At 27.8% G+C, this 12,777-nt stretch carries 9 protein-coding genes and 1 other annotated feature; of the genes, 1 reads left to right on the top strand and 8 read right to left on the bottom strand.

Going from position 1 to position 12,777, the window contains the following annotated elements; all coding sequences use genetic code 11:
* Positions 1-39: 39 nt before the first annotated feature.
* Positions 40-1,212, bottom strand: coding sequence for an ATP-dependent DNA helicase (locus tag JW646_RS13915; protein WP_228415483.1), 1,173 nt, complete (start codon positions 1,210-1,212; stop codon positions 40-42).
* 35 nt (positions 1,213-1,247) lie between these two features.
* Complete coding sequence (locus JW646_RS13910) at positions 1,248-2,372, bottom strand: DEAD/DEAH box helicase (RefSeq protein ID WP_228415482.1); 1,125 nt, start codon at positions 2,370-2,372, stop codon at positions 1,248-1,250.
* Positions 2,373-2,577: 205 nt separating this feature from the next.
* Between JW646_RS13910 and JW646_RS13905 the strand changes: the two genes are divergently transcribed.
* Positions 2,578-3,036 carry a hypothetical protein gene (locus JW646_RS13905; RefSeq protein ID WP_074915118.1) on the top strand — a complete coding sequence of 153 codons (459 nt, stop codon included), beginning with the start codon at positions 2,578-2,580 and terminating at the stop codon, positions 3,034-3,036.
* 52 nt (positions 3,037-3,088) lie between these two features.
* Here JW646_RS13905 and JW646_RS13900 read toward each other — a convergent pair whose 3' ends face one another.
* The 6 genes from JW646_RS13900 to JW646_RS13875 all read right to left on the bottom strand — a co-directional run bounded on the left by JW646_RS13900 (position 3,089) and on the right by JW646_RS13875 (position 12,744).
* Positions 3,089-4,777 carry an ABC transporter ATP-binding protein gene (locus tag JW646_RS13900; protein WP_228415481.1) on the bottom strand — a complete coding sequence of 563 codons (1,689 nt, stop codon included), beginning with the start codon at positions 4,775-4,777 and terminating at the stop codon, positions 3,089-3,091.
* A gap of 33 nt (positions 4,778-4,810) precedes the next feature.
* Complete coding sequence (locus tag JW646_RS13895; RefSeq protein WP_228415480.1) at positions 4,811-5,932, bottom strand: GGDEF domain-containing protein; 1,122 nt, start codon at positions 5,930-5,932, stop codon at positions 4,811-4,813.
* Between the two features lie 480 nt (positions 5,933-6,412).
* The gene (asnA, locus tag JW646_RS13890; protein WP_228415479.1) at positions 6,413-7,417 is read right to left on the bottom strand and encodes an aspartate--ammonia ligase; all 1,005 of its coding nucleotides are present in this window, start codon (positions 7,415-7,417) and stop codon (positions 6,413-6,415) included.
* Between the two features lie 66 nt (positions 7,418-7,483).
* Positions 7,484-7,732: a binding site (T-box leader), on the bottom strand.
* 104 nt (positions 7,733-7,836) lie between these two features.
* Positions 7,837-10,449, bottom strand: a complete 2,613-nt coding sequence (gene adhE / locus JW646_RS13885; protein WP_228415478.1) for a bifunctional acetaldehyde-CoA/alcohol dehydrogenase — start codon at positions 10,447-10,449, stop codon at positions 7,837-7,839.
* 217 nt (positions 10,450-10,666) lie between these two features.
* The gene (locus JW646_RS13880) at positions 10,667-11,212 is read right to left on the bottom strand and encodes a helix-turn-helix domain-containing protein (RefSeq protein ID WP_228415477.1); all 546 of its coding nucleotides are present in this window, start codon (positions 11,210-11,212) and stop codon (positions 10,667-10,669) included.
* 275 nt (positions 11,213-11,487) lie between these two features.
* Positions 11,488-12,744: a serine hydroxymethyltransferase gene (locus JW646_RS13875; protein WP_074915105.1), complete on the bottom strand. Its 1,257-nt coding sequence runs from the start codon at positions 12,742-12,744 to the stop codon at positions 11,488-11,490.
* Positions 12,745-12,777: the final 33 nt, after the last annotated feature.

The raw sequence follows: 12,777 nt of genomic DNA, 5'->3' as shown, positions 1-12,777 counted from the left end.
AAAAACACTATCAATCTGTAGTGTTTTTCTTATATTACTTTACTCATCACCCCAAAATTCCTTACATAAACCCTTAATATCATCAGGCTTTTTTATCCTAATATAAGGACTCCATTCTTGTGGAAAAAGGTTTTTATATCTATAATTTGAATATCTATTATCTAGGAGTAAAATTACTCCTCTATCCTTATCAGTTCTTATACATCTACCCACAGCTTGAAGTACTTTTGCCATTCCAGGATAAACATATGCATAATCAAATCCTTTATTATTTTCATTTAACTGATCCTTTATTATATTTCTTTCAATGTTTATTTGCGGCATTCCAACCCCAACAACAATAACTCCTATAAGCTTATCTTCTGTTAAATCTATGCCTTCTGAAAAATGTCCTCCTAAGACACAAAACCCCACATGAGTCTCTTTATTATTATTGAATAAATTTAAGAACTCTTCTTTTTCTTCCTCACTCATATTATTTTCTTGTATGATTACATTCAGTTTTTCATATTTATCTTTAATTTTTTCATAAGCCAATTCCATATATTTATAGGATGGAAAGAACACCATATAATTTCCAACTTTGCTTTCCACACAAACTTTAATATATTCAACTAAATCTTCTATTGTATCTTCTCTTTTATTATATTTAGTAGAAATGTCATCTCCTATTATTATCAGCCTATTTTTTACATCAAAAGGGCTTTTTAAACTTATTACAAAATCTCCATCTTCACTGCCGTAAATATCTTTATAATAATTTAACGGTGTTAAAGTTGCAGAGAAAATTGTTGTAGATTTGGATTTATTCATTTTTTCAATAATTAAGTCTGAAGGATTTCCGCAAAACAATTTCACATTAGTACCGAGCAACTCATCACTATATATAGTTTTATAATTATTATTGTAAAACGTTGAAATAAATAAAAATTTATTAACTTCAAAATACAAGTCCAGTAGTTCAGAGTTTTCTTCATTGCTTCTTGATAAATATTCATCCATAAATTTCATTAAGATATTAAGTAGCTCTATAAGAGATTTAGGCAGTTCCTCTTCAATAATATGTTTTTCTTTTATTAGATTTAATACCTTTGATTTATCTATAAAATATTTTTCTATTTCTTTTATTGTATTTAATATTCTTTTATCTTTTTTACCTATTATTTTTTTCATTTTCATAAAAATATTTTGATTTATTTCTCCAGAGTACATACTTCTACTTCTGTCTAATAAATTATGTGCCTCATCTACAAGAAATGTAAAATCTGTTTTTTTACATCAAAATACCTTTTTAAATAAACTCTAGGATCAAATATATAATTATAGTCACAAATAATTACATCACTAAACATTGTTAAATCAAGACATAATTCAAAGGGACACAATTTATAAATTTCACTTATTTCATCAATATTTTTTCTGCTAAAATCATTATATTTACTTAAAATTAGCTTAAGATCCCTGTTTATTTTATCGTAATATCCACTGGCATAAGGACAATATTCTGGATTGCAATTAGTTTCTTCCATCTTACATATTTTTTCTTTGGCGGTTATTGTAACACTTCTCAAAACTAAATTTTGTTTTTTCATCAAGCTTATAGTGTCATTAGCTACCTCTCGTGTTATGGTTTTTGATGTAAGATAAAAAATTTTTGAAGTTTTCTCTTCTCCCATTGCTTTTATAGCTGGAAAAAGTGTTGATATAGTTTTTCCAGTACCTGTTGGTGCCATGGCAAAACATTTTTTGCTATCTACAATACTTTTATAAACTCGCACTGCAAATTCTCGTTGTCCTGGTCTATATTTTGCAAAGGGAAACTTTAAATTTTTAATGGATTCATTTCTTGTTTCCATCCATTGTTTCTCCATATTAGCCCATAATTTATATTCATTAATTAATTTAAAGAAAAACTCTTTTAATTCACTTAGTTGAAAGTTTTTTCTCAATATTCTTGTAGATTTATTTTCTATATTATAATAAGTTACTTGCAGATCTATATTGTCCAAATTATTTTGAATACAATACATATATCCATAGCATTTTACCTGAGCCCAATGAAGTGGGTAGCTATCTTCATCTATTAATAACAGATCTTTCGTGGTAGTTTTTATTTCATCAATTATAATTTTATCATTTTCAATTAAGAGTCCATCTATTCTTCCTTCTACTTCTATCTCTACTTCATCAAAAGCAAATTTATGTTTTATAGATACTTCTGAGGTGTATTCATCTCCATAGGATTTTTGTACTCTTTGATGGCCTCTAATTCCTTCAATCGCTTTAATATTTCCTACAAATCTGTTGTCTATGCTTCCCTTTTTCATAATAAACTCAACTAAGCTTGTCACTGATATTTTTATCTTTTTCATAATAACTTCCTTATTCCTATTTTTATAAATACCTATGTTTTATCTTATTATATACAAATTTACTATAAATTTAAAACTAGCACAAATTTATTAACGTATTAATAAATGTAATTTTATGTAACATTCAAAGCTATTGTGTCATATTATAGGATATAGGCATTAAAGAAATATGTCTTAATTTTATTACAAGGGAGGACAGTGAATTATGAATAAAGATAAAAATTTAATAAATAAAGTTAACCCTTCAAGTGTGAATAATTCTAATGCTTCTATTATAGTTCAATTTACTGTTTATACTAGCGAAGAATACCTATCTGCCTTGTTGAATGATCTTGGAGAAAATAACTTAAATATTTCTGCATTTTATATATCAGAAAATAACAAACAACTAAAATTTGTATTTATAGTAGGCGAAGATGATGTTCAGTCTTCAAGCGATGTAAATATTACAAGAAGTATATTAAAACAAAACAGATTTAAATTTGATGAAACAAAGGTAGTAAGAATATCAACCCCTAATAACGCAGGCTTACTTGCATATCATTACAGTGAATTGATTAAAAATTTAACAGTTTATAATTCTTACATTGGAGAAGATGGAAGTATTATATATGAAACTTGTTGCCCAACAAAAACCTTAAAAGCAGTAAATGAACTATCTTAAAAACAAAAGTGATGAATTATCTTATAATTCATCACTTTTTATTTACAATTAATTATGCTGTTTCCAACTTATAAAAATCATAGAACTTTTCTTCTTTTTTTATTAAATCATTAAAACTACCTTGCTCAATTATTTTGCCACCTTCCATAAAAATTATCTCGTCATATAAACTCAATAATTCCTGACTCATTTTATGCGTAATCGTTATTAATGTAAGATTATCTAAATTTAATAATCTACTTTCAATATCATATCCAGTTTGCATATCTATTGCTGAAGTCCCTTCATCTAAGACAAGGATTGGCGTCTGTTGAATTAAAGCTCTTGCTATGGCTATTCTTTGTCTTTGTCCTCCAGATAAGTTATTTCCATTCTCACCTACAAAATAATCCAATCCCTCTTCCAATTCATTAATAAATTTATCTGCACCACTTAATTCTAATATATTGCTTATATTCTCATATGAAAATTCCTTATATAGACAAATATTATCTTTTATGTTTTTATCAAACATATATACATTTTGATGAATTACAGAAATCATCTTATTAATTTTTTCTATGTTTACATTTCTAATTTCTTTGTCATCATACTTGATTTCTCCATTGTAGTCTGCATAATATCCAAGAACTAACTTTGCCAAAGTTGACTTTCCACAGCCACTAGGACCTACAATGGCATATTTTTTATTTTTCTTTATTTTTAAATCTACATTTTCAAGAATATTTTTATTCTCTTCATATGCAAAATTTACATTACTTATTTCTATAGATCTGTCAAATGAAGGATCTTCACTTCCTGTAAAGCTACTATCTTTATAATTAGACATATCATCTAGCCTTTTTATTACAGAAGTCATAGACGTAATCTTTGGAGCATAGCTCATTATCATAATAACAGGTTGAATAAAACTTCCTGACAATTGAACAATAGCTATCAGTGTCCCCATGGTAATATTGCCTTTTAAAACCAGGTATGCTGATAAAAATACTGCAATAAATTGAGTTCCCATACCAAGTAACTGAGATAAAGTTTCGTTTATTACTAGTAATTTATCTGCTTCAAACTTAGTCTTAGCTAAATCTTTATTTTCTCCTTCAAATTCTTCAAATGCATCTTTCTTTAAATTATAAGATTTTATAACATCATACCCACTAAGCATATCTTTGATTACAGTAGTAAATGAAGTAAGTTTATTAGAAAGGTTCATCTGTTTACTTTCTAGTTTTTTCCCAAAAATACTTGGTACTATAAAGATTAATAACATACTTACAAATAAGCAACCTGTCACTAAGGGGCTTAAGTATAGCAATATACCTATTGTTGCTATAAACGCCACTGAAAACTGTAAAACCAATAATAAAGATGTAATATAGTTTTCTTCCACTAATTTAATGTCATTAGTCAGTGCTGATATATAGTCTGCTGTATTTTTAGAATTAAAATCTTTATAATTGTGATTTATTATACCTGAAAAAATTTTACTTCTAAGTTCTCTCGTTACATTCCTAATAAACATTTTGCTAAGGATATCATAAATAAAATATAATAATCCCATAATTCCACAATATACTAAAGTAAAAATTAAGATTTTTTTAAATCCTTCCATATCTCCATTCATTACTTTGTCTATGGTTGATTGTAGTAATAATGATACACCTACCATGGTTATAGATGATATAACACTAAATATTATTGTAATAAATAATAATATTTTATTTTTTTTAATGCATTCCTTCATACATATTCTCCCCTCTGTATTTCTAACAATTGACTAATGTAATTTTTTCTTTATTTTTTCTTTGTTTATATACATTAATTCATCAATATCTTTAATATAATCATCAATTTGAGAATAATCATTATAAAATTTTTTATAGCCCGTACTTATAGTTAAGTTGTATGATTTATTTAATTTAACATTATATTTACACAGCTGAAGATTTACATCTCTAATTATATTATTTATTTGAATTTCATTTTCTTTGTAAATAATTATAATAAACTCATCTCCACCCATTCTACCTATCTTACCTATACCTTTAAAATACTCTTTTAGAAAATTAGCAATATTAATTAAAGCTTTATCTCCTTCATTATGACCATAAGTGTCATTAATAAGTTTAAAGTCATTAACATCCACATAAACAAGCGAAAATGGCCTATTTTTATTCATAAAATTATTATATATATATAGTTCACTCGTCATCCTATTCCATACACCTGTTAAATTATCATATCTTAAAAGTTTTTCTTGAAGATATATGTAATGTATTACTAAAGAGATTCCTACAGATCCCCAAATAAGTAATAGATTATTTAAAAATATTTGAATAATAGCTGCAATAAAAGGTATAGCTTCAAACATAATCAAATTTATATATTCTTTATCTTCTGTTTTTTCTTTATTAATAAATATAATTATTAAACTTGTTATAAAGTAAAAATATGTTATAAGAATGGATGTAATAAAAAAAGTACCTCTGCTATATACGTTTAGATTATTAACTTCAAATATTAAACCATATTTATAACTCAATATACTTATTGAAAAATTTATTATTAATGGTATCATCGTAAGTTTTGATTTTAGCTCCACGTTAAAATATTGCAATAAATATATCATCCATAAAAATGATACCATGGGAGATAATCCAAAACCAATAATATTAATTGTTTTTGTAATAGGAACAAGAATAGTATTATGATGTAATAATAAAATTTTATCTAATATTTCTAATATTATAATTATTATAGTGGTAATTATTATATAAACATAAGTTTTATTTATTTTTTCGTCCATTTTAAATTTTGTTTTATATTTATGTAGCATAACTACCAAAAAAATAACCACAATTATATCTAAATCTATAATTGGTAAAATTTTTTTATACATTTTTCCCCCTCAGTAGTAAGAAATTACTACTTTTATATTACTTTCTTATCTAAATTATATACAAACGTATAGAAAAATGTATTACAAAATTTATTAAATATTATTTTCAATATAGTTTACTACTTTATTTATTATATTTTTCATATATCTATCACTTTACATGCTCCTGCAGTTCCATATATTACACAATCATCTATTTTAAACATTATACCCTTTCTCATATTTCAAATTAAATTTAATATTTCGCCTACAAAAAAGTAGTTTTGACAACTGGTCTTACGTTATCAAAACTACTTGTTGTGAGCTTATTTCATCATATTTTCAAATTTTGTAGTTTTGACAACTGGTCTTACGTTATCAAAACTACTTGTTGTGAGCTTATTTCATCATATTTTCAAATTTTAATGTAAGTAAAACTTTTGCTGTATAATATGAGTTTTTATTGAAATTTACTAATATTTTTTATTAAAAATTTATAAATTATAATAAAGTTATTCCCGCTTGACTACATTCTTCAATCATTTCTTGAGGCCATATTCCTACTTGTACTTCACCTATATGAGCTTTATTTAAAAAGAACATGCATATTCTAGATTGACCTATACCTCCACCTATTGTATATGGTAATTTTCCATCTAACAATTCTTTGTGATAATCTAATTCTTTTCTATCTTCACATTTAGCTGCTTTTAATTGTCTTTCTAATGCATCTTCATCTACTCTTATTCCCATAGAAGAAAGTTCTATAGCACTATCTAATACTGGATTATAGAATAATATGTCTCCATTTAAATCCCAATCATCATAGTCAGGACTTCTTCCATCATGCTTTTCTCCACTGCTTAATACTTTTCCTATTTGCATTAAGAAAACTGCTTTTTTATCTTTTGCAATAGCATTTTCTCTTTCTTTTGGACTAAAGTCAGGGTACATATCTAGTAGTTCCTGTGAAGTTATGAAAGTTATTTCCTCTGGTAATATGCATTCTACCTCAGGATATATGCTATGAACATGTTCTTCAGTTTCCTTAAAAACCTTATATAAATCTCTTACAACTTTTTTTAGTGTTTCCATAGTTCTATCTTCTTTATCTATTATAAGCTCCCAATCCCATTGGTCAACATATAAAGAATGTAAGTTATCTAGTTCTTCATCTTTTCTAATAGCGTTCATATCAGTATATAAACCTCTACCTACAGGGAATCCGTATTTTTTAAGAGCCATTCTCTTCCACTTAGCTAAAGAATGTACTATTTCTGCATCTTTTCTTAGGTAAGGAATTTGAAAACTAACTGGTTTTTCCACTCCATTTAAGTTATCGTTTGTACCTGTTTCTGGTAAAACAAACAATGGAGAAGATACTCTTGTCAATTTTAGCATTTCTCCTAATCTATTTTCAAAAAAATCCTTTAAATCCTTTATTGCCTGCTGAGTTTCTATAACCCCTAAATTTGTTTCATATCTTTCTGGTATTACTAAACACATATTACTTCACTCCTTTTGATTTATTATTGTGATTTTTCCAATAAAAAAAGCCTTTCATCCTATAATAAATAGGACGAAAGGCTAGACTTCCGCGGTACCACCTAATTTAACTTTAATAAAAGTTCAACTCATTCAATGTACTAAATAATACATCGCCAAGTAGGTAACGGCTTGGTTCCGACTAAGTCTACTCTCTATTAGATTTCGGTTAGTGGCTCTGGGAGGTTCTTCATTATATACTTTGTACTGGACTCACACCATAACCAGCTCGCTTTAACTCAGTACTATAATTACTCTTCCCTTCATTGCTTTTATTCTTTTTTTAACTAATTAATAGTAATGTTATACGAATAAATATTATTTGTCAATAAATATTTTTAAAAATATTATTTCTCATTATAAAAATATTATTCTTGTTTCTAATATATTTTACTGTATATCTCTTTTAATTCACTAACTAATGGTGATCTTGGGTTAGCAGAGGTGCATTGATCATCAAAAGCTTCTAAAGATAATTTTTCTATAACAGAAAAATACTCATCTTTTCCTATACCACACTCTTTAATGCCTGTTGGTTCATTTAATTTCCTCATTAATGTTCTTATTTCTTCGATTAAATTTTTAACTCCCTCTTCAATACTATTCGCTTTTAATCCAAGTGTTTTTGAAATTTGCCAATATTTTTTATCAGCTACAAAATATTTATATTTAGGAAATGCTGTAAATTTATTTGGTATTTGTGAATTATACTCTATTATATAAGGCAACAAAATTGCATTTGCTTTTCCATGAGGTATATGAAACTGTGCTCCAAGTTTATGAGCTAAGGAGTGATTTATACCTAAAAAAGCGTTGGCAAATGCCATTCCAGCAATACAAGAAGCATTGTGCATTTTTTCTCTAGCTTCTTTGCATTCAGCTGTGTCTTCACCTTTATATGATATTGGTAAATATTTAAATACCATTTCTATGGCTTTTAAAGCCAGTGCATCTGTGTAGTCTGTTGCCATTACAGAAACATATGCTTCTATTGCATGAGTTAACACATCTAGTCCTGTATCTGCAATGACTGATTTGGGTAAGCTCATAACAAATTGAGGATCCACTATTGCCACATCTGGTGTTAATTCATAGTCAGCTAAAGGATATTTTATATTATTCTCTTTGTCTGTTATAACTGCAAAAGAAGTAACTTCTGACCCAGTTCCTGATGTAGTTGGTATTGCCACTAATTGTGCCTTTTTACCTAATTTAGGGAACTTATAAACTCTTTTTCTTATATCCATAAATTTAAGTCTTAAATCTTCAAAATTCACATGTGGATTTTCATAAAATAGCCACATTCCTTTTGCTGCATCTATTACTGAACCTCCACCTAATGCTATAATTGTATCCGGTTTAAATTTAACCATTTCCTTAGCTCCATTTAATACTGTATCTACGGATGGGTCTACTTCAACTGCTGTAAATTTTTCTATCATAACTGGATTTTTTCTTTTTCTTAATTGATATTCTATCTTCTTTACATATCCTATATCTTCCATAGTTCTATCCGTAATTATTATTATTCTTTCTGCATTTGGTAATTTTTCTAAATATTTAATAGATCCCATTTCATGATAAATTCTATCTGGAACTTTAAACCACTGCATATTTGTAGTTCTTTTTGCCACTTTTTTAAGGTTGATTAAATTAAGTGCAGATATATTGTCTGTAGTAGAGTTATTACCCATAGATCCACATCCTAAAGTTAATGATGGTATATTTGAATTATATATACCACCTATAGCACCTTGACTTGATGGAGTGTTTATTAAAAGCCTTCCTGTTTTTACTTTATTACTAAACTTCAAAATTATATTATCATCATTTGAATGTATACATGCCGAGTGTCCAAGACCACCAAACACTGTCATTTCAACACACTTATCTATACCTTCATCTGAATTTTTCACTTTTATACAAGCCAATACTGGACTAAGCTTTTCTCTTGATAAAAGATAATCCTCTCCTACTCCATTAATTTCTGCCACCAATATTTTAGTATCTTTCGCCACTTCAAATCCTGACATCTTTGCTATTGTATAAGCACTTTGACCTACTATTTTCGGATTTAATGATTTAGTTTCACTATTTATAACAGTATTTTCTAGCAATTGTTTTTCTTCATCATTTACGAAATAACATTTATTGTTTTTCATTAAAGAAACAACATCTTTGTATATTTCATCTTCTATTATTACAGCCTGTTCAGAAGCACATATAACACCATTATCAAAGGATTTAGACATTATCAAATCATTAACTGCTTGATTAATATCTGCAGATTTTTCAATAAAACAAGGCACATTTCCTGCTCCAACTCCTAGAGCTGGCTTGCCAGAAGAATATGCTGATTTAACCATTCCAGGTCCACCAGTTGCTAAAATTATTGATGTACCCTTATGTTTCATAAGTTCACTAGATGCCTCTAATGATGGTTTATCTATCCATTGTATACAGTCTTTTGGTGCTCCTTCTCTTATAGCTGCATCTCTTAATATTCTAGCTGCTTCAGATGAGCATTTTTGTGCAGATGGATGAAAACTAAATATTATTGGATTTCTTGATTTTATAGATATTAATGCTTTAAACATAGTTGTTGATGTAGGGTTAGTAACGGGAGTTACCCCGGCAACTACTCCTATAGGTTCTGCTACCATCATATATCCTTCTTCATCATTTTCTTCTACAATTCCAACAGTCTTTTTATATTTTATACTGTTATAGATATATTCTGTGGCAAAAATATTTTTTATTACTTTATCTTCAAAAATTCCCATTTTAGTTTCATCCACAGCCATTTTAGCCAATTCAATATGCTTATCAAGTCCTGCTTTTGCCATGGCTTGGACTATTTTATCTATTTTTTCTTGGTCCAAATTTAACATTTCTTCCATGGCTACATTAGCTCTTTTAACTAATTCATCAATCATATTTTCTACGTTCTTTTTTTCTTTTAGATTTTCAGTATTTTTTATCTCTTTATTCATTATGTTAATCCTCACCAAATATAATTATTTTATTTAAGCTTGTTATATTTTGATGATTATTGGCATATTTATACCTTATATTTACTTCCACATCTTTCAAATCTAATTTATAATTAAAAATTTACCCACATACTTTTTTAATATAAATATAAAGTCTATAAATAATTTAAGGCCTAATATCACTATTAATGATAATAGACCTTTTAATTTTTTATTTTTATAATAAAACAGCAAATATAATTTTTGATTCTAAATCACTATTATTTTCCCATCTATGTTTCATTCCAACAGGAATTTTTACACTGTCCTCTTTCCTTAGTTCAAATTTTTCATCATCTAAATGTAAAGTAACCTCTCCCTCTAATACATAGGCAATTTCATACCCATTATGATGAATATAGTCAATACACGATGATGATTTTGGGGATAAATTCATAATGGCAAATTCTAAATTATCATTTGCACCAGAGGCTAACATTTCATATATAACATTTTCAGCTCCAGGAAGTATTACTTTTTTTCTATTATTCCCTCTCACAATTAAATCCTCTTTTATTACCTCTGAAGTAAAAAATATAAACAAAGGTGCATTCAATGCATTTGCTATAGACTTTAGAGAGTTAACTGATGGATTTGCCAAACCTCTTTCTATTTGGCTTAGTAAAGATGGTGTAACTTCCGCCATTTTGGCCAACTCTCTTATACTCAAATCTTTGCTTTTTCTGTATTGCGCTATTTTTGCCCCTATATTTAAATCACTCATTTTTATTCTCCTTAAAAATTTATATGATAATTTTTTAATTCCCTTTTTATTATACCATAATTTCCCAACTTCCTAACTTGTAATCAAATGTAATTCATTTTGTTAAATCAAATTTAACACATTTTTATTTTCATAAAATATTTTTAATTTATTAAGTATTACTTTAAACAAAAAAATGTGAGCATACACATTAAGCTCACATTCTTATGTTATATATTAATAATTTAAGTAAAGGTTTATTTGCAAAAATATGACCTTTACTGTGAGAGTCTATTTTAATCTTCAAAATATCCTTTTGGATATAAAGGGAATTTTGAAATTAAGTTTCTTGCTTGAACTTTACATTCTTTTAAAACCTCTTCATTATCTATATTATTAGCAACCTTTTCCATTATTTCTGCAATTTCAGTGATTTCGGTATGCCCAAATCCACGTTCTGATATTGCTGTAAGCCCTATACGTACACCACTTGTAACAAATGGGCTTTCTGGATCATTTGGAATAGTATTTTTATTTACTGTTATACCTATAGATTCTAGAGCTTCATCAAACTGTTTACCTGTTATTTTTTTAGCCCTTAAATCAACAAGCACTGTATGGTTATCAGTTCCTCCACTTACTATTCTAAATCCCCTTACTTCCAATTCTTTTGCTAAATATTTAGCATTATCTAAAACTCTTTTCATCGTAGCAATAAACTCTGGCTCTCTTACTCTCTTAAACATATTTGCTTTTGCTGCAATACCATTTATTTGTATAGAACCGAGAGTTCCAGGAAAAGTGGATCTATTTAGTTCCTTTGCATATTTTTCTTTACACATTACAAATCCACCTCTAGGGCCACAAATTGTTTTTGAGCAAGAAGATGTACAAAAATCTGCATAAGGTATGGGTGAAGGAATTACTCCAGCTCCTATAAGTCCTGATATATGAGCCATGTCTACCATTAAATACGCTCCAACTTTATCAGCAATTTCTCTCATTCTTTTGTAATCTATAAGTCTTGGATAAGCACTAGCTCCAGCTATTATCATTTTAGGCTTAAATACTAAGGCCTTCTCTTCAACTTCATCATAATTTATTATTTCCCTTTCTAAGTCTACACCATAGTGCTCATAGTTAAATATTTTGCTTACAAAATTTGCTGGGGATCCATGAGTCAAATGTCCACCGTGATCTAACCTCATAGCAAGTATTTTGTCTCCTGGGTTAAGTACCGCATTAAATACGGTATAGTTGGCAGTTGCTCCTGAATAAGCTTGAACATTTACATATTCACAACCAAAGGCTTCTTTTGCCCTCTCAATACATAAGTTTTCTACCTCATCAGCATATTGTGATCCCGCTTGATATCTTTTACCAGGAAGGCCTTCTTCTGTTTTGTTTACAAATACACTCCCCATAAGTTCCAGTATTTCTGTTGGTGCCGAACTTTCAGATGCTATCATTTCTATATTGTATTTTTGTCTTTCTAATTCTTTTTCTACTATTGAATATAATTGTGGGTCAGTTACTTTTGTTGTTTTTAACATAATCATATCTCCCCCTAAAATATTGTTAATATC

Source organism: Terrisporobacter hibernicus (genome assembly GCF_020809405.1).
Taxonomy (GTDB): domain Bacteria; phylum Bacillota; class Clostridia; order Peptostreptococcales; family Peptostreptococcaceae; genus Terrisporobacter; species Terrisporobacter petrolearius.
Note: the sequence above shows the minus strand (reverse complement) of the source record. Positions and strands in the feature narration are given on the sequence as shown.